This is a genomic window from Pseudomonas sp. MWU16-30317, assembly GCF_020515695.1.
Lineage (GTDB): Bacteria > Pseudomonadota > Gammaproteobacteria > Pseudomonadales > Pseudomonadaceae > Aquipseudomonas.
This window is the reverse complement of sequence record NZ_JAIWJA010000012.1, coordinates 79808-103700: the sequence shown is the minus strand read 5'-3', so window position 1 is coordinate 103700 and position 23893 is coordinate 79808. Positions and strand designations below refer to the sequence as shown.

Annotated in this window: 20 protein-coding genes; 15 read left to right on the top strand and 5 right to left on the bottom strand. The window is 59.1% G+C overall.

What is annotated here, in order from left to right; all coding sequences use genetic code 11:
* Window positions 1-69 precede the first annotated feature (69 nt).
* Window positions 70-1431 carry an MFS transporter gene (locus tag LIX93_RS26290; RefSeq protein WP_226506976.1) on the top strand — a complete coding sequence of 454 codons (1362 nt, stop codon included), beginning with the start codon at window positions 70-72 and terminating at the stop codon, window positions 1429-1431.
* A gap of 38 nt (window positions 1432-1469) precedes the next feature.
* Window positions 1470-2054, top strand: coding sequence for a carboxymuconolactone decarboxylase (locus LIX93_RS26285; RefSeq protein ID WP_226506975.1), 585 nt, complete (start codon window positions 1470-1472; stop codon window positions 2052-2054).
* A gap of 83 nt (window positions 2055-2137) precedes the next feature.
* On the opposite strand, the gene LIX93_RS26280 is transcribed toward LIX93_RS26285, so the two are convergent.
* From LIX93_RS26280 to LIX93_RS26270, 3 genes are read right to left on the bottom strand one after another with little or no spacing between them, the layout of a single operon-like run.
* Complete coding sequence (locus LIX93_RS26280; protein WP_226506974.1) at window positions 2138-3412, bottom strand: MFS transporter; 1275 nt, start codon at window positions 3410-3412, stop codon at window positions 2138-2140.
* Window positions 3413-3470: 58 nt separating this feature from the next.
* Complete coding sequence (locus LIX93_RS26275; RefSeq protein WP_226506973.1) at window positions 3471-4625, bottom strand: acyl-CoA dehydrogenase family protein; 1155 nt, start codon at window positions 4623-4625, stop codon at window positions 3471-3473.
* 58 nt (window positions 4626-4683) lie between these two features.
* On the bottom strand, window positions 4684-5550 hold the full coding sequence (locus tag LIX93_RS26270) for an IclR family transcriptional regulator (protein WP_226506972.1): 867 nt from the start codon (window positions 5548-5550) through the stop codon (window positions 4684-4686).
* Window positions 5551-5787: 237 nt separating this feature from the next.
* Here LIX93_RS26270 and LIX93_RS26265 point away from each other — a divergent pair, with 237 nt between their 5' ends.
* From LIX93_RS26265 to LIX93_RS26245, 5 genes are all read left to right on the top strand, one after another.
* Window positions 5788-6570: an enoyl-CoA hydratase gene (locus LIX93_RS26265; protein ID WP_226506971.1), complete on the top strand. Its 783-nt coding sequence runs from the start codon at window positions 5788-5790 to the stop codon at window positions 6568-6570.
* A 3-nt stretch (window positions 6571-6573) separates the two neighbouring features.
* Window positions 6574-8103 (top strand): 3-hydroxyacyl-CoA dehydrogenase, encoded by a 1530-nt coding sequence (locus LIX93_RS26260; protein ID WP_226506970.1) that lies wholly within the window; start codon window positions 6574-6576, stop codon window positions 8101-8103.
* A 76-nt stretch (window positions 8104-8179) separates the two neighbouring features.
* On the top strand, window positions 8180-9418 hold the full coding sequence (locus LIX93_RS26255; RefSeq protein WP_226506969.1) for a CaiB/BaiF CoA-transferase family protein: 1239 nt from the start codon (window positions 8180-8182) through the stop codon (window positions 9416-9418).
* A 43-nt stretch (window positions 9419-9461) separates the two neighbouring features.
* The gene (locus LIX93_RS26250) at window positions 9462-10211 is read left to right on the top strand and encodes an electron transfer flavoprotein subunit beta/FixA family protein (RefSeq protein WP_226506968.1); all 750 of its coding nucleotides are present in this window, start codon (window positions 9462-9464) and stop codon (window positions 10209-10211) included.
* A gap of 15 nt (window positions 10212-10226) precedes the next feature.
* Entirely contained in the window at window positions 10227-11171 is a 945-nt protein-coding gene (locus LIX93_RS26245) for an FAD-binding protein (RefSeq protein WP_226506967.1), read from the top strand.
* A gap of 52 nt (window positions 11172-11223) precedes the next feature.
* Here LIX93_RS26245 and LIX93_RS26240 read toward each other — a convergent pair whose 3' ends face one another.
* Complete coding sequence (locus LIX93_RS26240) at window positions 11224-13092, bottom strand: sigma-54-dependent Fis family transcriptional regulator (protein WP_226506966.1); 1869 nt, start codon at window positions 13090-13092, stop codon at window positions 11224-11226.
* A gap of 334 nt (window positions 13093-13426) precedes the next feature.
* Between LIX93_RS26240 and LIX93_RS26235 the strand changes: the two genes are divergently transcribed.
* The 8 genes from LIX93_RS26235 to LIX93_RS26200 all read left to right on the top strand — a co-directional run bounded on the left by LIX93_RS26235 (window position 13427) and on the right by LIX93_RS26200 (window position 22392).
* The gene (locus tag LIX93_RS26235; RefSeq protein ID WP_226506965.1) at window positions 13427-14227 is read left to right on the top strand and encodes an SDR family NAD(P)-dependent oxidoreductase; all 801 of its coding nucleotides are present in this window, start codon (window positions 13427-13429) and stop codon (window positions 14225-14227) included.
* Between the two features lie 156 nt (window positions 14228-14383).
* Window positions 14384-16054, top strand: coding sequence for an NAD(P)/FAD-dependent oxidoreductase (locus tag LIX93_RS26230; RefSeq protein WP_226506964.1), 1671 nt, complete (start codon window positions 14384-14386; stop codon window positions 16052-16054).
* A gap of 93 nt (window positions 16055-16147) precedes the next feature.
* Window positions 16148-17596, top strand: a complete 1449-nt coding sequence (gene gabD, locus LIX93_RS26225) for an NADP-dependent succinate-semialdehyde dehydrogenase (protein ID WP_226506963.1) — start codon at window positions 16148-16150, stop codon at window positions 17594-17596.
* Between the two features lie 108 nt (window positions 17597-17704).
* Window positions 17705-19036, top strand: coding sequence for a carbohydrate porin (locus LIX93_RS26220; RefSeq protein WP_226506962.1), 1332 nt, complete (start codon window positions 17705-17707; stop codon window positions 19034-19036).
* Between the two features lie 32 nt (window positions 19037-19068).
* On the top strand, window positions 19069-19851 hold the full coding sequence (locus LIX93_RS26215; RefSeq protein ID WP_226506961.1) for a (S)-acetoin forming diacetyl reductase: 783 nt from the start codon (window positions 19069-19071) through the stop codon (window positions 19849-19851).
* Between the two features lie 54 nt (window positions 19852-19905).
* Window positions 19906-21036 carry a glycerol dehydrogenase gene (locus LIX93_RS26210; protein WP_226506960.1) on the top strand — a complete coding sequence of 377 codons (1131 nt, stop codon included), beginning with the start codon at window positions 19906-19908 and terminating at the stop codon, window positions 21034-21036.
* Between the two features lie 11 nt (window positions 21037-21047).
* Window positions 21048-21668: a LysR substrate-binding domain-containing protein gene (locus tag LIX93_RS26205; protein WP_226506959.1), complete on the top strand. Its 621-nt coding sequence runs from the start codon at window positions 21048-21050 to the stop codon at window positions 21666-21668.
* A gap of 64 nt (window positions 21669-21732) precedes the next feature.
* Window positions 21733-22392, top strand: coding sequence for an alpha-ketoglutarate-dependent dioxygenase AlkB (locus tag LIX93_RS26200; RefSeq protein ID WP_226506958.1), 660 nt, complete (start codon window positions 21733-21735; stop codon window positions 22390-22392).
* 90 nt (window positions 22393-22482) lie between these two features.
* Here LIX93_RS26200 and LIX93_RS26195 read toward each other — a convergent pair whose 3' ends face one another.
* The gene (locus LIX93_RS26195) at window positions 22483-23622 is read right to left on the bottom strand and encodes a glutathione-independent formaldehyde dehydrogenase (RefSeq protein WP_226506957.1); all 1140 of its coding nucleotides are present in this window, start codon (window positions 23620-23622) and stop codon (window positions 22483-22485) included.
* Window positions 23623-23893: the final 271 nt, after the last annotated feature.

Here is a 23893-nt window from a genome sequence, read left to right as displayed (position 1 = left end):
TTATTTTAGTATTTACGCATGGCAGGTCAAGGCATAGGCTTTCACGACATCTGAAACGACGGCTGGGACATGTACAAAACATCGAATTTGACAGCAATCAAGCTCGCGACCTGCCTGGGCTACCTGGTTGTTCAACTGGATGTCAGCGTGGTGAACGTTGGTCTGGGTGCTTTGAAATCAGCCTTCAATACCAATCTGACCGGGCTGCAGTGGGTGATCAACAGCTATGCGCTGGTGTTCTCTGCACTGCTCATCCTCGGTGGCGGCCTTGGCGACAAATTTGGCGCCAAACGGGTGTTCATCTTTGGCTTTGCCGTGTTCACATTGGCTTCGACAGGGTGTGGCATGGCGACAAGCATGCCGATACTGATTGCAATGCGCTGCGTTCAGGGCATCGGCGCTGCGTTCCTCATCCCTACCTCATTGATGCTGATCCGCCAGAACTTCGACGATCTGAACCAGCGGCGTTCCGCTGTTGCGCTTTGGGGCGCCTGCGGCGGCATCGCGCTGGCGGCCGGCCCAGTATTGGGCGGGATGATGATCGAGCACCTGGGCTGGCGCAGCGTGTTTCTTATAAACATTCCGCTGGGGGCACTGGCGATCATGCTGACCTTGCGGTTCACGCCGGCATCGTCACGCATAGACAAAAAAATCGACGTCGCCGGGCAGATCAGTATTGCGATCAGCCTGGCGCTGCTCACTTACGCGCTGACCGAGGCGAGCAGCCTGGGGTGGAGTGCGATCCCCGTCTCGAGCATGGGCCTTGCCGCGCTGGCTCTGGCGGTGTTCATACTCGTGGAAACCAAGGCACAGGCGCCGATGTTGCCTGCCCGCCTGGCCCGCAATAACGTATTGCTCGCGACAATGTTCACCGGGGCAATCATCAATCTGACGTTCTTCGGCGTCGTCTTTGTGCTGAGCATCTATTTCCAGACGATCCTGCACTACGATGCCCTCCACACCGGTCTGGCGTTTATTCCCCTGACCGCCGTCATGACGATCTCATCACTGACGTCGGCGCGTGTCGGCAAACGCGTTAGTGCGCTAAGCATCATGACCACGGGCCTGGCGCTCCAGATTGTGGGATTTGCACTGCTTTCCCAGGTTGGGCCTGAGAGCTCATTCTGGCTGCTCAATGGCGCCTTGATAATCGTCGGTATTGGTAGCGCCTCTACCGTGCCTTCAATGAACAACTCCATGCTCGCAGCGGTCAGCCCTGAGGATGCCGGCATGGCCTCGGGCCTGATGTCGTCGGCGCGGCAACTGGGGGGTGTGGTTGGAGTGGCGGTCTTTGGAATCTTGATATCGAACGATGATCCAGACGCATTCGCTCACGGCATGTCCTGGTCGATGTGGGTCTGCGTGGCGGCGCTGGTAATGTGCATTCTGCTCAACCAGAAGCTGGTTCGCGCCCATCCCATATCCGCCTAGGCCCAGTAGATATTTATCCCGCTAACCAGGAGGGCCGCATGGCCAATTCAACTCGTTCCAATGACACCATCAGTTCCGTTGTAGAAGTAGACTATCCAGACTTCGCCAAACTGCCTGAAGCCGTTCGCACGAAATTCGAGAGCCTGCCCACCAAGGTCAATTTCTTTCGAATGATAGGCCATAGCGCCGGCGCATTCGTGCCGATGATTGACCTGACCAATGCGGTATTCCGCGACCTGACGATCTCCGATTATCACAAGGAGCTGCTGGTTCTGCTGGTGGCCGCTCATGAAGATGTGAGCTACGAATGGGAGCAGCATATTTCCATCGCTCAAGTCGCAGGGGTTCGCCCGGATCAGTTCATCGCCATTGCTGAGGAGCGGATCAATGACGACAAGGCCTTCAAGGAGGACGAGCAGGTTCTGCTGCGGTTCGGCAAGGCCATTCTCACCAACGGCAAAGCGCCTGGCGTGGTGTTCAACCACGCCTTGCAGCACTTTTCGGTTGAAGAATTGAGTGATGCAACCATCGTGATCGGTTACTACCGAATGGTGTCCAATTATCTTCTGACGTTCAATGTCGAGACGGATGCCCAAAAGGATGGCAGCTGGATCAAGGGCTGATCTGTTCTCGTTGCAGCGCTGCGCAGGCCTGCCTGGCGTGCGGCACAGTTCGAATGTCCGACCTGTGTCGCTTAAAGGGCGTGCTACTGCTTCTGGGGGTCGAATTGCTTGTCCCGGATGAACATCGCCGGAATCACCCCGCAGATGAAATACGCTGCGCCCATCACCAGAAAGCCCAAGCCTATCGAGCCATCGGAGGCAAGGAAACCGATGGCTGCCGGTGCCACCGCGGCGCCTATCCGGCCTATGTTATAGGCTCCTCCAACGGCAGACCCGCGGAATTTGGCCTCGAAGCTTTCAGTCATGTACGTGGCATTCACGCCATAGGGAATCCCGTACAGAAAACCAAACAACACCAGCATCCACAGAATATTCTCCGGGCTTTGGAACAGCACAATGACGGGTAGAAAAATGGCTGTGCCCAAGGCGCCGAACGCGAACACGGCCCGACGCCCGATCCGGTCTGCCGCCACGCCTGCGAGGACCTTGCCGAGAATCATCGCCGTATAGGTACCGACCATGTAGCTGGTCATGGATTTGAGGTTCATGCCCAATTCGCTTTCAAGATACGACGGCATCCAGTTATTGACCCCGTAGTAACCAAACTGCAGAAAGCCAGCGGTCATGGCCCAAAAGATAAACATCCGGCAAGCTTGCGGATCGTCGAAAATCTGCTTGAACATACTTTCAGGCTTTACCACAACGCGTTCACGCGCGCTCGCTATACCAGCCTTGGCGCGCTCCGCCTGGGCATTCAGCCATGCCTTAGGTTCGGGCACAAAGCGTTGCATGATGATCGCCAGAAGCACCGGAATCAGCGCAACGTAGAACAGCCAGCGCCAGCCATGGTTGGGCATTATCCAGCCAGCCAACAAAGTAGCGACGATATAGCCCACCGACCATCCGGCCTGCAGCGTACCGAGCACGGTCGTGCGGTAGCGGGTGGGTACGTATTCTGACATCAGCGTGTTGCAGGCTACGTAAAGGGCGCCGATGCCAAGGGAGGCGAGGAACCGGGTGATTGCGAACTGCCAATAGCTATGGGTCAGGCCCAAAACGGCAGTGCCAACCGAAAACAAAACGATACTCCACACTACGGTTTTCACTCGACCAAAGCGATCACACGCCCAGCCGCCGTAAATGCCACCGATTGCCATGCCGGCCAGGGTGAAGCTCCCCAAGCTGCCCGCTTGCACGCTGCTGAGGCCAAACTCTGCCTTGAGGCTGTTGAGGCTATAAGACAGCAGCATCAGGTCGGCGCCGTCGATCAATAAGCCGAGAAAACAGAAGATGAACACCAGTACCCATGTACTGGATTTGGCGTGCGTGATCGCACTTGCCGTTGCAGCAGTATCCATAGCGTGACCTTATTGTAATTATTAGGGGGCGTGATCTGCGAAGCGAATGCGTGACGTCTCAGCGCTGCGCGTCGCGAATCATGTTCTTGGCGATCACTATTTGCTGGATCTGAGTTGTCCCTTCATAGATGCGGAACAAGCGGACATCCCGGTAGAAACGCTCGATGGCATATTCGCTCACGTACCCTGCGCCACCATGGATCTGTACGCAGCGGTCGGCGACACGGCCGCACATTTCGGTAGAGAACATCTTCGCGCACGAGGCTTCGGTGCTGACGTTTTTGCCATCGTCGCGCAGGCGGGCGGCATCAAGGACCATGCAGCGGGCTGCGTATATTTCTGCCTTGCTGTCCGCAAGCATCGCCTGGATCAGCTGAAACTCGGCAATGGGTTTACCGAATTGTTTACGCTCCAGCGCATAGCCCAATGCATCGTCGAGCATGCGCTGTGCGGCACCGACACTCAGCGCCGCGATGTGCAAGCGGCCCTTGTCCAAGACTTTCATGGCAGTTTTGAAGCCGACGCCTTCGACGCCACCGATCAGTTGGCTGGCCGGGACCTTGGCGTTCTCGAAGATGACGTCGCAAGTGTGGGCGCCCTTGTGTCCCATCTTATGGTCGGGTTTGCCCAGGGAAACGCCCTGGGTGCCGCGCTCCACGATAAACGCACTGATGCCACCTGCACCTTTGATCTCGGGGTTGGTGCGCGCCATCACCGTATAAATTCCGGCGTGCGGGGCGTTCGTGATAAAGCGCTTGGTGCCATTAAGGATGTAGTGGTCGCCATCGCGCACCGCCGTGGTCTTTAGCGATGCGGCATCGGAACCGGCATCCGGCTCGGTCAGGCAAAAAGCGCTGAGCAGTTCACCAGCGGCCAGTTTGGGGAGATAGTCGTTCTTTTGATCAGGCGTGCCGTCCAGCAAAATGCCAATGGAGCCGATGCCGTTGTTGGTGCCGATATAGGAGCGAAAGGCTGGAGATGTGCGGCCCAGTTCGAAGGCGATGTTCACTTCCTCTTCCATGGTCACGCCCAGGCCACCGTATTCCTCCGGTAACGTCAGCCCGAACAAGCCCATGTCACGCATCTGCTCGACAATGTCAGCGGGAATCGAATCGGTTTCAGCGACTTCATTTTCCCGTGGGATCAACACTTCACCGACGAACTGGCGAAGTGAGTCCAACAGAATCTGCAAGGTTTCGGTATCACGGATCATGTGCGCTCCTGTGGCTCTCAGGTGAGCCGTTTTATCAGGGCGCCGTTACTCCGTTGTCTCAGCGAGCAGCGGCGCCAATGTTATTGACCATGTTGATCAGGCGAGGCCCGATGTCGTCCACCAACTGTTCGCGGGGTAGCTGAAAGCTCGGGCCACCGCAGTTGAATGTGAGCAAACCGTATTGCGGGTGAAGCAACGGCACGGCCACGGAGTTGACGTCGCGGTGCCATTCACCGATCGACAGGCAGAAGCCGTAGTCGGTGAAGTCTCTGAACGCTCTGTCCAGCCCTTTGCGAATGGCTGGCCATTGATCCGCTTCGCGCTGGCGAAGATGGTCGAGTACAAATTCGCGCTCGGTTTCCGGCATGGCCGCCATGCAGGCTCGGCCAACCGAGCTTTGCGCCATCGGCAAATAACTGCCGATCTGGCGGCGCATGGTTATGTTGCCCTGACCCTGAACCACGTCGAGGTAGACCATCTGCAAGCGGTCTCGGGACGCCATGGCAACAGCTGCCTGGGCGTGGTTGGCCAGTTGTTCCATCAACGGGTGCGCTACGGACCGAATCGCCAGGTTCGACAACATGGCGTATCCGAAACCCAGCACACCGACATCCAGTTGGTACTTGCCCGAATGCACCTCGCGCTTCAGGCAGCCCAAGCGCATCAGCGTGTTGGTCAGCCGCGTCACGGTTGGCTTGGGCAGGCCGGTCATCCGCGCCAGATCCTGATTGCCCAACACGTTGTCCCGCGGTGAAAAGCAGCGCATCAGCTCAAGCCCGCGGGCTAAAGCAGTCACGAACTGGCCGCTGCCTTCCTCTTCGCCAAGCACCTGACTGGGGTCCAACATCGCCATTTTTATAAGCCCGGTTTCACCAAGGGCCTGATCGTCGTCTGCAACGGTCTGGTCGGTCTTGTTGCGACTCATGGTAGAACCTCGCTTTCAGAAAATGCAAGAAAATAAAACACAGTTTCGCCAGGCGAAATTGTATGCCCTGCATTCAACGATGCCAAATTATTTTTTCGATAAGCCTTTAAGTCCGTATCTCCGGTTGATTTATGGGCGGTCTGAGTTTTTTGTTTACAGGCATTCGGAAGGATCTCTATGCTTGATCAATAAATCGGTATCTAATTTCGCCTGACGAAACAAATAAAAGAGGTGGATATGAGCTCTCAATCTCCAGTCGTGGATCTGCACATCCGCGATGACGCAGTAGCCGTCATACGCATTGACCGGCCCGAGGCCAAAAACGCGCTCAACCATGAAGTGCGCGAACGGCTGGCGGACATATTCCAGAGTTTTGCCGCCGAGGATCGCGTGCGCGCCATCGTACTGACCGGGGGCGAACAGTGCTTTGTCGCCGGCGCCGACATTCGCGAGTTCGCGCAGGCAAGCCCGATTCAGATGTACCGCCGGCACACCGAGTACCTCTGGGCGGCTATCGCCGACTGTCCAAAACCTGTGATTGCGGCGGTCAATGGTTTTGCGTTGGGCGGAGGCTGCGAACTGGCCATGCATTGCGACATCATCGTGGCGGGGCAATCGGCCCGTTTCGGCCAACCCGAAGTCAAGCTGGGCTTGATGCCCGGCGCGGGCGGCACCCAACGCTTGATCCGCGCGGTCGGTAAATTCCAGGCAATGCGGATTGCCCTGACCGGCTGCCTGGTCAGCGCACCCGAGGCGCTGGCCATGGGCATGATCAGCGAAGTGGTTGACGATGACCGCACGCTGCCGCGCGCGTTGGAATTGGCTGCGCAAATCGCCGCATTGCCGCCGCTGGCCGTAGCGCAAATCAAAGAAGTGATGCTACTGGGAGCGGACCTACCGCTGCAGAGCGCCTTGGCGTTGGAGCGCAAGGCATTCCAGTTGTTATTCGATTCCCAGGACCAGAAGGAGGGTGCTCAAGCCTTCCTGGAAAAACGCAAAGCAGTCTTTTCGGGAGAGTGATCCATGACACGCGAGATCCACCGTATGGCTGTCGTCGGCGCAGGGGTCATGGGCACCGGCATCGCTCAGATCGCCGCCCAGGCCGGTGTCGAGGTCCTGTTGTTCGATAACCGCGACGGGGCCGCGCAAGCTGCCCTCGACACGCTCAAACAAACATTCGACAAGCTGGTCAGCAAAGGCAAGATCGCCCCAGTGGATGCCCAAGCCACCCTGGGCAGGCTGCGCGTGACAGACCAACTGAATCAGCTCAAGGACGTGGACCTGGTGGTCGAGGCGATCATCGAACGGCTAGATGCCAAGCAAGCCTTGCTTGCTCAGCTCGAAGCGGTCGTCGCCGATACGTGCATTCTGGCCACCAATACCTCGTCTTTGTCCGTGACCAGCATCGCCCGTGAATGTCGGCGCCCGGAGCGGGTGGCGGGGTTCCATTTCTTCAACCCCGTGCCGTTGATGAAAGTGGTAGAGGTGATCGATGGACTCGCCTCCGATCCTCAGGTAGGCGACCGACTGCAGGCGTTAGCCGCGCGGATGGGCCACCGCGGTATTCGCGCCAAGGACACCCCGGGCTTCATCATCAACCACGCGGGCCGAGCGTTCAGCACCGAAGCCCTGCAGATACTGAAAGAAAACGTCGCAGACCCCGGCGAAATCGACCGCATCCTGCGTGACGGCCTCGGGTTTCGCATGGGCCCGCTGGAGCTTTTCGACCTGACTGCCCTGGACGTATCGCACCCGGTGATCGAGTCGATCTACAACCAGTTCTACCAAGAGCCACGCTATCGTCCGGCCGCGCTGACACGGCAGATGCTCGACGCGGGGTTTGTCGGGCGCAAGGTAGGCCGGGGGTTTTATCGCTACGACGATGGCCAGAGGGTCGATCCACCCATGCTCCAGGCTGTGCCGGCAGTCGACACGATACCGCCAGTGTGGCTGGGCATCGAAAACACGGCAGACCGCACCAGGCTCACTTCGTTGTTGCGCCGTCTCGACGCCCATGTGGAGGAGGGCGCTGTGCCTTCTGCCGAGGCGTTGTGTCTGTTGGCGCCTTATGGGCGGGACGCTACCAGCGCGTCCCAGCACTTCGCGACGGACCCCGCCCGCACGGTGTGTATTGACCCACTGCTCGATGACTCCCGGTATCGCTCGTTGATGGTCAACCCGGCCACCCGTCCCGACATGCGCAACGCGGCCCATGCGCTGCTCGCCCGTGATGGCGTTGGCGTCGGTGTGATCAATGACAGTGTGGGCTTTGTCGCGCAGCGCGTGCTGGCAATGATCGTCAACCTGGCCGGCGACATCGTCCAGCAAGGCATTGCCAGCGTCGATGACCTGGACGAGGGCGTGCGTCGTGGCCTGGGATACCCGCAAGGACCGTTAGCCTGGGGCGACAGCGTTGGCGCCGCCCGGCTGCTGACCATCCTGGAGCGCATGACCGCGCTGACCGGTGATCCGCGCTACCGCCCAGGCCCTTGGTTGCGCCGACGCGCGAGCCTGGGCCTGTCGCTCGGGCATGCCGAACCGTTACTGCCCTGACTTCGCAAGGGCCTGGCCCTGACTGACGACGTTTAGCGAACCTGGGTAACCGCATACAACAATAAGGTGATGTGAGATGGGTGCTTTGACTGGATACCGCGTGCTCGACCTGAGCCGCGTGCTTGCCGGCCCGTGGTGTGGCCAGACGTTGGCCGACCTCGGCGCCGAGGTCATCAAGATCGAGCGGCCAGGCGTGGGCGATGACACCCGTGGCTGGGGCCCGCCGTGGATGAAGGGCCTGGATGACGAGCGCACCAGCGAGGCCTCCTACTACCAGTCGACCAACCGTGGCAAGTTATCGGTGGCGTTGAACCTGGCAACCCCCGAAGGCCAGGAGCTGGTGCGCGCATTGGCCACTGAGTGTGATGTATTGATCGAGAACTACAAGGCCGGCTCGCTGGCCAAGTACGGCCTGGATTACGCTTCATTGTCCCAACTGAATCCGCGCCTGGTGTATTGCTCGGTTACCGGCTTTGGGCAAACCGGCCCGCGGGCTGCCGAACCCGGCTATGACTTTATCGTTCAGGGGATCGGCGGGTTGATGAGCATCACCGGTGAGCGCGATGACCTCCCCGGCGGCGGGCCGCAAAAAGTTGGCGTGGCGTTCTCGGATCTCATGACCGGGCTTTATTCCACTGTGGCGATTCAGGCAGCGTTGCTCAGCCGCGAGAAAAGTGGAGTGGGTCAACATATCGACATGGCATTACTGGACGTGCAGGTGGCCACCCTGTGCAACCAGAGCCAGAACTATCTGGCCACCGGCAAGCCGCCGGGACGCTACGGCAACGCCCACGCCAATATCGTGCCTTATCAGGTGTTTCGCGCCAGCGACCAGGATTTCATCATCGCCTGTGGCAACGACTCGCAGTTCGTCGCGCTGTGCGACGCCATTGGCCTGGCGGATTTACCCAAAGACCCGCGCTTCACGCGCAACGCCGACCGGGTGGCCAATCGCGAAATGGTCATCGAGATACTTTCTCGGCACTTCCTCACTGACCGCGCGCAGGAGTGGATCAGCCGCATCCACCCCCGCGGCGTGCCGATCGGGGCCATCAACAGTATCGCTCAGGCGCTGGACGAGCCCCAGGTGAAGGCGCGCAACATGCTGGTGACAATCCCCCATCCGCTCAAACCCGATTTCGTCACGGTCGCCAGCCCGATCAAAATGTCCGGCACACCTGTGGAATATCTGCGCCCGGCACCGATGCTGGGTGAGCATACCGATGAAGTCCTCAAGCACCGATTAGGCCTGAACGAGGACCAACTGGCGCAATTGAAAGCCAGCGGCGTCATTGAACAGCTGGGCCAAGGCTGAGCTACCGTCCGGGTAGCGTTAATTTCCAACGATGGAGTCATCCATGAAAGTCCTTGTAGCCATTAAACGTGTGGTCGACTACAACGTGAAAGTCCGCGTCAAAGCGGACAACTCCGGCGTCGATCTTGCGAACGTCAAGATGTCGATGAACCCTTTCTGCGAAATCGCCGTTGAAGAAGCGGTGCGCTTGAAAGAGAAAGGCGCGGCCAGCGAAATCGTCGTGGTCACCATCGGCCCGGCCACTGCCCAGGAGCAATTGCGCACCGCGCTCGCGCTGGGTGCCGACCGTGCCATCCTGATCGAGCACGCCGAAGAGCTCACCTCCCTGGGCGTCGCCAAACTGCTGAAGGCCGTCGTCGACAAGGAGCAGCCACAACTGGTCATCCTCGGCAAGCAGTCGATCGACAGCGACAACAACCAGACGGGCCAGATGCTCGCCGCGCTCAGCGGTTATGCCCAGGGCACCTTCGCGTCCAAGGTCGAAATCAACGGTGACAAGGTCAACGTCACTCGCGAAGTGGACGATGGTCTGCAGACCGTTGCCCTGAACCTGCCGGCGATCGTCACCACCGACCTGCGCCTCAACGAGCCACGCTACGCTTCCTTGCCCAACATCATGAAGGCCAAGAAGAAGCCCCTGGAGACGTTCACGCCAGAGGCTCTGGGTGTATCCGTTGCCTCCACCGTGAAGACCCTCAAGGTCGAAGCGCCTGCCGTACGCAGCGCGGGCATCAAGGTCAAGTCGGTGGCCGAGCTGGTCGAGAAACTTAAAAATGAAGCGAAGGTGCTTTGATAATGGAGAGCAGATATGACCATCCTGGTAATCGCTGATTACGTAACCGAAGGCCAAACCCATACCGGCGTCGCTCCTTCGACTCTGAACACCGTAGCCGCCGCGCAGCAGATCGGTGGCGACATCCACGTGCTGGTCGCCGGCACCGGCGTCGCTGCTGTGGCCGAAGCCGCTGCGAACATCGCTGGCGTGAGCAAGGTGCTGGTTGCGGACAACGCCGTCTACGCCCACCAGTTGCCGGAAAACGTCGCGCCGCTGATCGTCGAGCTGGCTTCCGGCTACAGCCACGTGCTGGCCGCCGCGACCGCCAACGGCAAGAACATCTTGCCCCGCGTCGCTGCTCAGCTGGACGTCGACCAGATCTCCGAGATCGTTTCGGTGGAATCGCCCGACACCTTCAAGCGTCCGATCTATGCCGGTAACGCCATTGCCACCGTGCAATCGAGCGCGGCCATCAAGGTCATCACCGTCCGCGCCACCGGCTTCGACGCCGTGGCCGCTGAAGGGGGTTCGGCTGCCTTGGAAGCGGTCGGCGCTGCACACGATGCGGGCAAATCCTCCTTCGTCGGTGAAGAACTGGCCAAGTCCGATCGCCCTGAGCTGACTGCCGCCAGCATCGTGGTTTCTGGCGGCCGTGGCATGCAGAATGGCGACAACTTCAAGCACCTCTACAGCTTGGCCGACAAGCTCGGCGCTGCCGTTGGTGCTTCCCGCGCTGCCGTCGACGCAGGCTTCGTGCCCAACGACATGCAGGTCGGTCAGACCGGCAAGATCGTTGCGCCACAGCTGTACATCGCCGTCGGTATCTCCGGCGCGATCCAGCATCTGGCCGGCATGAAGGACTCCAAGGTGATCGTCGCGATCAACAAGGACGAAGAAGCGCCGATCTTCCAGGTCGCCGATTATGGCCTGGTAGCGGATCTGTTCGAGGCAGTGCCCGAGTTGCAACAGGCACTCTGAAATCGGGGCACCGGACGCCCCTTATCGGGCGCCCGGCACTGGCCTAACTGGCCTAATTGTAGGAACCCTTGCCCGGCATCTTGATGCTGTGCTGGTTCACTTTGCGATACAGGGTGGCGCGGGATATACCCAGCTCTTGTGCCGCCAACAGAGGCTTCCAGCGATGGCGCACCAGCGAGTCGATCAATGCCTGACGCTCGGGGCTCCCTGAGCCTCTCTCTACCTGTTCCGGCACCGGCGCAGTGCCGAACATCTGCGGCAAATCCTGCACGCCGATGATAGAACCATCGCATACGGCACACGCATAGCGCACCACGTGGTGTAACTCGCGCATGTTGCCTGGCCAGGCATAGTTGAGCAGCACTTCGAGCGACGCTTCGCTCAATTCCAGGTGTTCACCGGTGCGTTGGCATTCGGCTTCAAGCAGTGTGTTGATCAACATGAGCTTGTCTATTCGCTCACGTAGCGCAGGGATTTCAAAGCGCGCGCCACTTAAGCGAAAAAACAGATCTTCGCGAAAACTGCCAGCGGCTACCAGCGCGGACAGATCCCGGTGGCTGGCGCATATGACTTGAATATCGATGGATTCAGGGCGCGCACCGCCCAAAGGCGCGACCTCACCCTCACTCAGCACCCGCAGAAGACGCGTTTGCAAGGCCAGCGGCATATCACCGATCTCATCCAGGAACAATGTGCCGCCATTCGCCTGCTGCAACAGCCCCCGCATGCCCTTGGTAGAGGCGCCGGTAAAGGCGCCTGGGGCATAGCCGAACAATTCACTCTCGATCAGGCTCTCCGGGATTGCCGCGCAGTTGATCGCCACGAACGGCTTGTCTCGACGCTTGCTTGCGCCATGCACCTGAAGGGCAAAGTGTTCTTTGCCTGCGCCTGTCTCGCCGTGTATCAGCACCGGCAGCCCGCGATCCTTCACACGTACCGCGAGCGCCAGCGCTTGTGCGATTTTGGGGTCGACCACCACTGCAGCGCGGGGCGCCGCAACGGTACTGACAGGGCGACGGGGCACCTTGAGGCGAACATGCATGCCGAGCGATGCCAGGTAATGAATCCCGTCATCCCCGTGGGTGGGCAAAGATAGCCCGGCAAAAGCATCGTCGATATGGCTAGGCAGGCTACCGCAGCGCTGCAGGAGCAAGCGCCGCGCCGCCGGATTGAGCGCCTTGATAAGCCCGTCCCGGTCCCAGGCGAACAGGCACTGCGGCTGGCTGTCGACATAGCCTGGCAGGGCGTGCGCACGCAGGACCCAAAGATCCTGGGTGCTGTACATGAAGTAGGCGTTTTCGAGATCCGAGGCGCTTTGAATGACCATTTGCCGGATCAGGTGCTGGCTGCGTCGATCATCGGGCGCGCGCACCGACGACACATCGAGCACCGCGAGTATCTCGCCGGAGGGAGAAAATACCGGTGCTGCAGAGCACGTATTGCCGATGAACGCCGCGCGGAAATGATCATGTTTGTGCACCGTGACCGGCTGCTTGTCGATCAACACCGCGCAGACCGCCGTAGTGCCTTCTTCGCTCTCCGACCAACAGGCGCCAACGTCGATACCGCCGCGCCGGTATTCGGCACGAATGCTCGACTCCATCCGCAGATCGACGGTGCAGCCCAAGGTGTCCGTCAGCATGACGCAGTACTCGGCGTCGCGCACGCGCTGATGCAGGCGCGACATCTCATCGCCGGCCAGGTGCAGGAAGTCGTCCACTCGCTCGCGGTGTTCGTGCAGTTGGTGAGCTTCGAGAATCCTGGGACCCTGCAGGGACCCGGGGTCGAGCCGGTGATGCAATACCGAGCGGCGCCACGAATCGAGGATAATGCTGGACACCGGCAGTGTCGGGGCGGTTTCGGCAGTGCGTAACACTCGACTGACGTGTTCGACGTGAGTCTTGGAAAGACCAGAGGACATTGTACCTCCGAAGGTTGGATCTTATTTTTTTTGTAGACGCCCTTAACGGCGCCTGTAACTGCCATTAAAAGCGCCCTGTGGATTGCTTTCAAGCTTAATTCAATAACGCGAGGGTGTGAGACATAACCGCTCAGTGTTCGCGTTGCGTCTCACCGGACGCGAGACGTCATGTCTCGATGATACGCGCCGGGCGGCCATCGCTCACCCCTGCTTGGCAGCTCTGGAACAGGCCTTTTCGCTGATTATCGAAGAGTTGGCATTCGACTTGCTCCACCCATACCAGCAGGCCCTCCAGTGGCCGCACTCGAACAACAATAACGGATAGAGGTCAGCAATGAGCGAATTCAAGGCAATGGATTTCTCACTCAACGGTAAAGTAGCGCTGGTCACCGGTGCCGGACGAGGGATCGGTCAGGGTATTGCACTGAGCCTGGCACAGGCGGGTGCCGACCTGGTGCTGGCGGATTACGACGTGGGTATCGCCGAGGAGGCCGCCGCAGCGGTCCGTGCCTTGGGCCGACGCGCCTTGGCCCTGCAGGTGGATGTCAGTCAGCCTGAAAGCGTTGCGGCGATGATCAAGCAGGTCAAGGCCGAGTTCGGACGCCTGGATGTGGCGGTGAACAACGCCGGCGTGGTCAGCCTTGGGCGGGTCGATGAACTCGCGGTGAGTGAATGGGATCGCATCATGAATATCAACGTGCGGGGCGTGTTCCTGTGCTGCCAGGCAGAGCTCAAGCTCATGCGTGAGCACCAATCCGGTCGCATCATCAATCTTGCATCCATTGCTGGCAAAGTCGGCTTCCCCGATCTGTCTCACTACAGCGCCTCCAAATTCGCAGTGATCGGCTTCACCAACGCCTTCGCCAAGGAAGTCGCCCGTGAGGGGATCACCGTCAACGCCCTGTGCCCAGGCATTGTCGGTACCGGCATGTGGCGTGGTGACGAAGGACTCTCGGCGCGCTGGGCCCAGCCTGGCGAATCCGAAGTGCAGTCCTGGGAGCGTCATCAATCCACCCTGTTGCCCCAAGGCGAAGCGCAGACGGTCGAGGACATGGGCCAATTGGCCGTCTACCTCGCGTGCGCCCCCCATGTGACAGGGCAAGCCATCGCCGTCGACGGTGGATTCTCGCTGTAGTACGACCGGCCGATGCGCTAGCGCCTCGACGAACCCTTTCTGATGACTTCCCCTGAACGCCGAGTTCAGGGGCCGGACACGGCTTGCCTGCCGCTTGCCATGACGCGGCACAGGCCATCGCAACTTGCAGCGTCTTGATTGAAACAGGAGAACACAATGACAACTACAGTTCTGGCCAAACGTTCTGTTGGTACTGAAATCGTCAACTATGACGCCATAGTGATTGGCGCGGGTTTTGGCGGCATCTACATGCTCAAGAAACTGCGCGATGAACTGGGCCTCAAGGTCCGCGCATTCGACAGGGCCGCCGGCATCGGCGGGACTTGGTACTGGAATCGCTACCCCGGCGCACTGTCCGACAGCGAATCGTTTGTGTACTGCTTCTCCTGGGATCGCGAACTGTGTCAGGAATGGGATATCACCACGCGTTACCTGACCCAGCCTCAGATCCTTTCCTACCTCAATCATGCGGTCGATCGTCACGACCTGCGTCGTGATATTCAGCTGGAAACCGGGATCAGCGCCGCAGTGTTCGATGAGCAGAGCAGCCGTTGGCTGGTGACCGCCGAGGACGGCCACCAGTACAGCGCCAAATACCTGGTGACCGCGCTGGGACTGCTGGCGGCCACCAACGTACCTAAAATCAAGGGCATCGAGCAGTTCCAGGGCAAGATGTATCACACCGCCAACTGGCCCGCCGACGCCGCCATCGAAGGCAAAAGGGTCGGCGTTATCGGCACAGGCTCCACGGGTTGCCAGGTGATTACCGCCATTGCACCTACGGTCGGCCACTTGACGGTTTTCCAGCGTTCGGCGCAGTACACCGTACCGGTGGGTAACGGCCCGTTGAGCCGCGAAAGTGTCGATGAGATCAAACGCAACTACGACGATATCTGGAAGCAGGTTCGCTCATCGCGCTTGGCCTTCGGGTTCGAGGAAAGCGACATTCCGACCATGAGCGTCGATGCGGTCGAGCGCAAGGCCATCTTCCAACGTGCCTGGGACGGCGGCGGCGGTTTCCGCTATATGTTCCAGACCTTTAACGACATCGCGGTCAACGAAGAGGCAAACATCGCGGCGCAAGACTTCGTGCGGGAAAAAATCGCCGAAATCGTCAAGGATCCAGACACCGCCCGTAAGTTGATGCCGCGCGACCTCTACGCCAAACGTCCATTGTGCGACAGCGGCTATTACGCAACTTTCAACCGCGACAACGTCGCGCTGGTCGACCTCAAGGCCACTCCGATAGACGAAATTACCGCCAAGGGTATTCGGACGGCCGACGGTGTGGAGCACGAACTGGATGTATTGATCTTCGCCACGGGTTTCGACGCGGTGGATGGTAACTACAAGCGCATGGATATCCGCGGGCGCGGCAATGTTGCGATGAAGGATCACTGGGCTGACGGCCCTTCGAGTTATCTGTCCGTGGCGACCAGCCAATTCCCCAACATGTTCATGATTCTGGGGCCGAACGGGCCCTTCACTAACCTGCCGCCCACCATCGAAACCGAAGTCGAGTGGGTTTCGGAGCTGATCGGTTTCATGGAAGAAAACGAGCTGGCCTGTGTTGAAGCCAATCCGCAAAGCGAAGAGGAGTGGGGCGCTGTCTGTCAGGGCATTGCCGACCAGACACTGTTTGCCAAGACCGACTCGTGGATCTTTGGTGCCAACATTCCGGGCAAGAGCAACAAGGTCTACTTCTACATGGGGGGCCTGGGCGCGTTCAGCGAAGAGCTCACCTCGGTAAAAAATGACGACTATCGCGGGTTCAAGTTCAAGGGCGTCAGCGTGGTCGACAAGCAGGCGCACAAGGCGCTGCACTGAGGCGCATCAGCGCGACTGATGACAAGGGTTGCATGGGCCTGCGCGCTTTCGCGCGGGCTTTTGTTGAACGGGCGAATCTGCGAGTACCGCTTAATGAACTTGAAAAATCCACAACTACTGCGTCACCAGGCCTATATAGATGGCCAGTGGCAGGGCGCAGATAACGAAGCCACTATCACCGTGGTCAACCCCTCGACCGCCGCTGTCGTCGGCCAGGTCCCGCGCATGGGCCAGACCGAGACTCGCCGGGCCATCGAGGCTGCCGAGCGCGCGCTCCCGGCGTGGCGCGAGCTTTCAGCCAAGGCCAGGGCCAATGCCTTGCGCCGCTGGTACGAGTTGATCATCGAGAATCAGCAGGACCTGGGTCAGATCATGACCTTGGAACAGGGCAAGCCGTTGCCCGAAGCCGTGGGCGAGATCGTCTTCGGCGCGTCTTATATCGAGTGGTACGCCGAGGAAGCCAAGCGCGTCTACGGCGATGTCATCCCTGGTGCCACGGACAAACGCCTGCTGGTGATCAAGCAGCCGGTCGGCGTTTGCGCAGCCATCACCCCCTGGAATTTCCCCAGTGCGATGATCACCCGCAAGGCGGGCCCCGCGTTGGCAGCGGGCTGCACCATGGTTATCAAACCGGCCTCACAGACGCCTTTTTCTGCGTTGGCGCTGGTCTACCTGGCCGAGCTGGCGGGCATCCCCAAAGGTGTGCTCTCGGTGGTCACCGGCGCGGCCGCCGAGATCGCCGAAGAGCTGACCAGCAACCCCGTGGTGCGCAAGATATCCTTCACTGGCTCCACCGAAATCGGCCGGGAGATCATGCAAAAGTGCGCCCGCGACATCAAGAAAGTCTCCCTAGAGCTGGGCGGCAACGCGCCCTTCATCGTGTTCGAAGACGCCGATCTGGATGCCGCCGTCGAGGGCGCGCTGGCCTCCAAATTCCGCAACGCCGGGCAGACCTGCGTGTGTGCCAACCGGCTGTACGTGCATGACAAGGTCTACGACGCATTTGTCGACAAGCTAGGCAGTGCGGTTGCCGCGCTCAAGATCGGCGACGGCTTTACCAGCGGCGTCACCCTTGGGCCGCTGATCGATGGCAAGGCAGTGCGTAAAGTCCGCGAGCATATCGAGGATGCCCTGGCCAAGGGCGCGAAGGTCGTTCATGGCGGCGGTGCTCATGCCTTGGGCGGCAACTTTTTCGAGCCGACCATTCTGGTGGATGTGCCGGACAACGCCCGAGTCGCCAAGGAAGAAACCTTCGGCCCGCTGGCACCCGTGTTCCGCTTCTTCGATGACGCCCAGGTGGTGAAAAAAGCCAACGACACCGAGTTTGGCCTGGCGGCGTATTTCTACACCGCGAACCTGAGCCGGGTGTTCCGCGTCGGTGAGGCGCTGGAGTACGGCATCGTGGGCGTCAATACCGGAATCATCAGTTCCGAGGCGGCGCCCTTTGGAGGCGTCAAGGCGTCGGGTGTTGGCCGCGAGGGTTCCAAGTACGGCCTGGAGGATTATCTCGAAATCAAATACCTCTGTCTGGCGGGCATTTGACCGGCCCCTGTCCATTTTCACCAATGATCATTGTCATCTGACCGTGCGGACAGTGTCGCGCGGTCCAGTCAGCGCTGTGTCGTAAAACATAAAAACAAGGAAATCGACATGAACACCAACTGGAAACTGCCACTGGGGCTCGGGCTCCTGTCGTGCATCACGCTACCTGTGTCCGCCGCCGAGGCGCCCCAGCATTGGGGATTGGGAGATTGGGGCGGGACCCGTAGCAAACTGCTGGATCAGGGCGTGGACGTTATTGTCGACTATGTCGGCGAAGGGGCCAGCAATGTTCGCGGCGGCTACGACCATGACCGTTCAGCGCGCTACACCGCACAGTGGGTGCTGGGTACCCACCTGGATCTGCAAAAACTGTTGGGTTGGCACGACGCTGAGTTTCAGATGCTGGTGACCGAGCGAAATGGCAACAACCTGTCCAATGATCGCGTCTCCGACCCGCGCGCGCCGCAACTCAGTTCCGTGCAGGAGGTGTGGGGCAGGGGGCAGACCTGGCGGCTGACGCAGCTGTGGTATCGGCAGAAGTTTTTCGACGGGCGATTCGACCTCAAGCTTGGCCGTTTGGGCGTCAACGAAGACTTCAACAGCTTCCCGTGTGATTTCCAGAGCTTGTCGTTCTGCAGCGCACCGATCGGCAACGTGGCGGGGGATGTCTGGTACAGCGGCCCGGTCAGCCAATGGGGCGTGCGCGCGCGTTACAACATCAACGAACAGTGGCAGGTGCAAATCGGTGCGTACGAGCAGAATCCCTCCAATCTGGAGACCAACAATGGCTTCAAGCTCAGTGGCAGTGGCACCCAAGGTACGCTGGTCCCGGTAGAAGTCATCTGGAGGCCCAACCTGGGCAGTGCGGCGTTGCCGGGTGAATACCGTCTAGGCTATTACCACAGCAGCGCTAACGCCAACGACGTCTATGACGATGTCAATGGCGCGCCAATGGCATTGACGGGGCTGGCACCCAAATCCCGTAGCGGCAAGCATGGCGGCTGGCTCATGGGCATACAGCAACTCACTACCCGAAATGGCGATGCCTCGCGTGGGCTGAGCGTTTTTGCCAGCCTGACCCAGCAAGACAAGGCCACTAGCGGCATCGAGAGTTTCCAGAACCTGGGCCTGGTGTACAAAGGCCCGTTCGATGCACGCCCCAAGGATGACCTGGGGCTGGGCATCGCCCGCCTGAAGGTCAACGACGCGGTGACCAAACGGCAGAAGCAATTCAACGACAGCAGCGGCATCGACGATTACGACAACCCGCTCTACGTGCCCGTCCAGCACAGTGAATACAACATCGAGCTTAACTACGGCGTACATGTCACCGACTGGCTGACGCTCCGCCCGAACCTGCAATACGTCCGCCACCCTGGCGGGGTGTATGAAGTCGATAACGCTATCGTCGCCGGCGTGAAAGTGCAGGCCAGTTTTTGATTTCCCCATAACCATCGAGAAGGAAAGCTGAAATGAGCAAATCCCACGGAAAAGTTGCTTTCATCACCGGCGCTGGTCAAGGCATCGGCGAGGCGATTGCGATGCGCTTGGCGGCAGATGGTTTTGCAGTGGCCTGCGCAGATATGAACCTTGAGACAGCCAGTGAGGTGGCGGCAAGAATCAATCAACAAGGCGGCAAAGCCATGGCGATAAAGGTCGATGTGGCCGATCGCGATGATGTCTTCAAAGCCGTGCAGGAAGCGGTGGATGGATTGGGTAATCTGCATGTGGTCATCAACAACGCGGGCATCGCGCCCATCGCGCCGATTGAAAGCATCACGCCAGAGGTCTACCGCAGAACCTTCGATATCAACGTTGGTGGCGTGCTGTGGGGCATCCAGGCCGCAGTCAAGGCGTTCAAGGCACTGGGCCACGGCGGGAAAATCATCAGCGCGTCCTCGCAGGCCGGTCAGGTCGGCAACCCCGAGCTGGCGGTGTATGGCGGGACTAAATTTGCCGTGCGCGGTATCACCCAGACGGCAGCCAGGGAACTGGCACACCTGGGCATCACGGTGAACGCCTACTGCCCCGGCATCGTCGACACACCGATGATGCGCAAGGTTGCCCAGGACGTGGCGGACAATGCCAAGCAAAGCATCGAATGGGGCATGGAGCAATTTGCCCAGCACATCACGTTGAAGCGGCTGTCCCAGCCCCAGGACGTGGCGGCCTGTGTTTCATTTCTGTCAGGGCCTGACTCGGATTACATGACGGGGCAGGCTGTGATCATTGATGGGGGGATGGTGTTCAATTGATACCGACGGTGATCTACATCTGATGCACCTGACTAAAATAATAAGAGGTCCAGTATGAATATCGTAAAAGGTATTGCATCCCCAGGTAAGTTTCTGGTTCAAGCTGATGCGCTCCAGGACCTGGCCATTCATGGCAAGGCTTATGGGGCAGCGGCGTATCTGATCTGCGATCAGTTTATTGTCGAGCGGGTGCGAACGAAGGCCTTGTCCGGCTTCAGCAACGAACAGCAAGGCGAGTTAGTTGTGTTCGGTGGGCAGTGCTCCGATAGGGAAATCGACAAGCACGTCCAGGCTGCTCGTGCTTTTGACTACGTCGTGGGTATCGGCGGCGGTAAAACCCTGGACACCGCCAAGGCAACCGCCCATCTTCTGGGTAAACCGGTATTGATTGTGCCGACACTGGCCTCGACCGATGCGCCATGTACTGCGATTTCAGTGATTTACAATGACGACGATACGTTCAATCGTTACCTGTTTCTGTCAAGAAATCCGGATCTGGTTCTTGCCGATACCCGAATTCTGGCAGAGCAACCCGCCAGGTTTTTTGCGGCCGGAGTGGGTGATGGTCTGGCAACGTATTTCGAGGCGCGGGCGTGTTTCGCGGCACAGCGCGACAACCTGATCCTGGGCACTGACGGCAAAATGCTCAAGCCGACCTTGATCGGCTTTGCCATTGCCCAAACGTGCTATGAAACCATCCGCAAATATGCAGCCCAAGCGACCTACGCGGTTCAGAACAACGTCATTACGGCGGCACTGGAAAATACCATCGAGGCCACCATCTACATGTCTGCCGTGGGTGCGGAATCCGGTGGTTGTGCCGCGGCGCATGCGATACATAACGGCATGACGCTGGTCCATGATCTGCACGGCGCGCAGCATGGGGAAAAGGTAGTGTTCGGATTGTTTACTCAGCTGGTAATGGAGGCGGCGCCTGTCGAGGAAATCGAAGAGGTCGTTGCTATCGCCATTGCCGTAGGCCTGCCTTTGACCCTGGAGGACTTGGGCCTGAAATCTTTCCTAGAGCAAGAATGGCGAAAAGTAGCTGAAGCGGCATGTGATAAAAACGACACGATTCACAATATGCCGTTTACGGTAACGCCCGAGTTGGTGTACGACGCCATAGTGGCAACCGACGCACTACTGCGCTCGCTCAAGAAACAAAAACTCAACGCTGTCCATTAAAAGTCGGGCAGTTGCGCGTCGACATGCCCGTCGCCTTGGGGCGCCAGTTGATCCTGCCGGTGATGTTGGAGATAGGGCAGCGCTTTCCAGGCCTGACATTCATGCTGACCTTCAACGATCACCTGATCGACCCTGTGGAAGAGGGCGTCAATCTGGTGATTCGCTTTGGTGATCCGGGTAATCAACAAGGGCTGATCGCGCGTCGATTGACCGACCAGCGCATGGTCATCTGTGCAGCACCGTCCTATCTGAGCCGGGCGGGCGCACCCCAGACACTCGATGAGGTGGCTGATCATGCCTATATCATCAGCTACCGCCGAGGGCAACCGCTCGGTTGGCGGGTGACGGATCAAGGCGAAGGCCGGCGCATAGTGCCACCCGCGACGCATCAGATTGGCGACGGGCAGGCGATGGTCGATTTCGCGCTGGGAGGTCAGGGTTTGTGCCAGATGCCGCTGTGCGTGGTGCGTGAGCACCTTGACTCGGGCAAGCTGGGGAGCGTGCTCCAGGACTATGAGCCGCAGCCGTTGACCGTGTATGCACTGTGGCCCAAGACCGGGAACCTGAGGCCCAAGGTGCGGTGCCTGATCGATACGCTGATCGAGTTGGGTGAAGCGGGTAAACTGGATTGAATCTGGCCGCGCGGCTATAGGTTGCTCAGCAGTGGGTAGCGGCGCCGCGGGTGCGATCCCGCTGATGGATATCTGTAATGGGCGCGCCGACGGTCATATGCAAACCGATATGTTTCAACCTGATCTGCAAGGTCTGAACCTGCTGCCCTCGGACGGCGAGCTGAATGATTTCGGCAGGGTCTTCTACGGCCGCGAAGCCGACATTAGCCTGCACCGCTTGCTGCGAGACGTACCTTGGCAGGCGAATACCGCCTTGGTGAACGGCCAGGTCATCAAGAGCGGGCGCCAGTTGGCGTGGTATGCCGATGATAAATTTCGATACACCCATTCAGGGCTGCTGCGTGAAGCCATTGTGTGGGAGTTGCCCATCCTCGAACTGATCAAGAACCGGGTCGAACGGGTCACGGGTGCGACCTTCAACAGCTGTGTGCTCAATCTATATCACAACGGGAGCCAGGGAATGGGCTGGCACAGTGATCGGGAGGCAGTCGGTGCGCATAGCCTGATAGCGTCAGTGAGTGTCGGGGCCACCCGTAAATTCGCGCTACGGCATAAGATATCTGGCGAAAAACGCGCCCTGCTGCTAGAGCACGGTCAACTCATCGTCATGCGCGGCACCACTCAGCAGCACTGGCTGCATGCGCTGATGAGAACCCAACAAACACTGGGGCCGCGTATCAGTCTGACGTTTCGGTTATTCCCCGCACATGAGGACTGGTCATGAAAACATCGATGACTGGATGCCCACGGGCGACAACACGGGTCGATGCAAAGGTGGGACAGCCCGCCGGAGCGAGCTGTCCCGTGTCAGGCGTTACGCACCTGGCTTGAGGACAACCTTGGTCCATCCATCATCACGGGCATCGAAGTGCTTATAGGCGTCAGGCCCTTCGGACAACTTCAGGCTGTGGGAAATAATCTGCGAAGGCTTGGCACGGTCATGCTCGATCAGCTTGGCCAACCGGCGGTTATAGGCTTTGACGTTGGCCTGCCCGGTACGGATCTGCTGACCCTTGAACCAGAACGAACCGAAGTCGAACGCCATCTTGCCTTGCTTGGCCAGTTCGTTTTCCGCTCCCGGGTCCTGTGGTACGAATACCCCAACGACGCCTATCCCGCCGGTGGGTTTGGTGGACGCCACCAGATTGTTCATGGTCAGGTGATTGGCTTCATGGCCGTGTTTGTCGCAGCACTGATAGCCGACGCATTCGCAGCCACGGTCGGTACCTTTACCCTCGGTCAGATTCAGAATCTGCTCGACCGCTTCTTTCTCCACCGCGTTGATCGGGGTAGCGCCCAGCTTGGCGGCCAGCGCCAGGCGGTCAGGGTGGCTGTCGACCACAAACACTTGCGACGCGCCCTTGATCATTGCTGAATGGGCCGCCATCAGTCCTACCGGACCGGCGCCGTAAATAGCGATACTTTCGCCAGGCAACAGTCCCGAGAGCTCGGTGGCATGCCAGCCGGTCGGAAAAATATCGGAAAGCATGACGTAATCGTTTTCTTTCTCCTGAGCGCCTTCCGGCAACACCAGGCAGTTGAAATCGGCATAGGGCACACGCAGCAACTCGGCCTGGCCACCCTGATACGGCCCCATGTCGGCAAAGCCATAAGCACCCCCGGCACTGCCGGGGTTGACGGTCAAACAGTAACCGGTGAGGCCTTTTTCGCAGTTTTCGCAAAAACCGCAGCCAATATTGAAAGGCAGGCAAACGATGTCTCCGACTTTGACGCGGTCGACACCGGCCCCGACTTCAATCACCTCGCCGAGGTTTTCGTGACCCAGAATTCTGCCGGTCTCAAAGCTAGTACGGCCTTCATACATATGCAGGTCCGACCCACATATATTGGTCGTGGTAATACGTACCAGCGCATCCGTGGGCTTTTCGATCTTGGCATCGGGAACGTTGCGAACGCTGACGTCGTGGGGGCCGTTATAGACGATTGCTTTCATGTCGCTCTCCGGTAATGGTGAATCATAAATTCATATCGCTCGGAGTGTCTGGCACGGGATCGGCAAGGGCGTTCCCGCCAAATTGCAACGAGGCCGACCAACGGTATTAGTTGCTTGGATTGTCATTGCCATAGGTTGGATTTTATCAATCGCAACTGTTTACTTGATGTCTACAGTTTGTAGAGTTGGAGTCTATCAAGTTGGAAGTTTCGCCGTGCTAATCTATTAGAGTCACGCGACGCACCGGTATTTCGCCGGTCAAACGCAGTGA

Bases quoted from the DNA above. Each gene is read 5' to 3' on its own strand.
- LIX93_RS26280 (WP_226506974.1), bottom strand. From the start codon at position 3,412: ATGGATACTGCTGCAACGGCAAGTGCGATCACGCACGCCAAATCCAGT.
- LIX93_RS26200 (WP_226506958.1), top strand. From the start codon at position 21,733: ATGGATATCTGTAATGGGCGCGCCGACGGTCATATGCAAACCGATATG.
- LIX93_RS26230 (WP_226506964.1), top strand. From the start codon at position 14,384: ATGACAACTACAGTTCTGGCCAAACGTTCTGTTGGTACTGAAATCGTC.
- LIX93_RS26195 (WP_226506957.1), bottom strand. From the start codon at position 23,622: ATGAAAGCAATCGTCTATAACGGCCCCCACGACGTCAGCGTTCGCAAC.
- LIX93_RS26260 (WP_226506970.1), top strand. From the start codon at position 6,574: ATGACACGCGAGATCCACCGTATGGCTGTCGTCGGCGCAGGGGTCATG.
- LIX93_RS26285 (WP_226506975.1), top strand. From the start codon at position 1,470: ATGGCCAATTCAACTCGTTCCAATGACACCATCAGTTCCGTTGTAGAA.
- LIX93_RS26265 (WP_226506971.1), top strand. From the start codon at position 5,788: ATGAGCTCTCAATCTCCAGTCGTGGATCTGCACATCCGCGATGACGCA.
- gabD (WP_226506963.1), top strand. From the start codon at position 16,148: ATGAACTTGAAAAATCCACAACTACTGCGTCACCAGGCCTATATAGAT.
- LIX93_RS26250 (WP_226506968.1), top strand. From the start codon at position 9,462: ATGAAAGTCCTTGTAGCCATTAAACGTGTGGTCGACTACAACGTGAAA.
- LIX93_RS26245 (WP_226506967.1), top strand. From the start codon at position 10,227: ATGACCATCCTGGTAATCGCTGATTACGTAACCGAAGGCCAAACCCAT.
- LIX93_RS26275 (WP_226506973.1), bottom strand. From the start codon at position 4,625: ATGATCCGTGATACCGAAACCTTGCAGATTCTGTTGGACTCACTTCGC.
- LIX93_RS26270 (WP_226506972.1), bottom strand. From the start codon at position 5,550: ATGAGTCGCAACAAGACCGACCAGACCGTTGCAGACGACGATCAGGCC.
- LIX93_RS26255 (WP_226506969.1), top strand. From the start codon at position 8,180: ATGGGTGCTTTGACTGGATACCGCGTGCTCGACCTGAGCCGCGTGCTT.
- LIX93_RS26220 (WP_226506962.1), top strand. From the start codon at position 17,705: ATGAACACCAACTGGAAACTGCCACTGGGGCTCGGGCTCCTGTCGTGC.
- LIX93_RS26210 (WP_226506960.1), top strand. From the start codon at position 19,906: ATGAATATCGTAAAAGGTATTGCATCCCCAGGTAAGTTTCTGGTTCAA.
- LIX93_RS26235 (WP_226506965.1), top strand. From the start codon at position 13,427: ATGAGCGAATTCAAGGCAATGGATTTCTCACTCAACGGTAAAGTAGCG.
- LIX93_RS26290 (WP_226506976.1), top strand. From the start codon at position 70: ATGTACAAAACATCGAATTTGACAGCAATCAAGCTCGCGACCTGCCTG.
- LIX93_RS26215 (WP_226506961.1), top strand. From the start codon at position 19,069: ATGAGCAAATCCCACGGAAAAGTTGCTTTCATCACCGGCGCTGGTCAA.
- LIX93_RS26240 (WP_226506966.1), bottom strand. From the start codon at position 13,092: ATGTCCTCTGGTCTTTCCAAGACTCACGTCGAACACGTCAGTCGAGTG.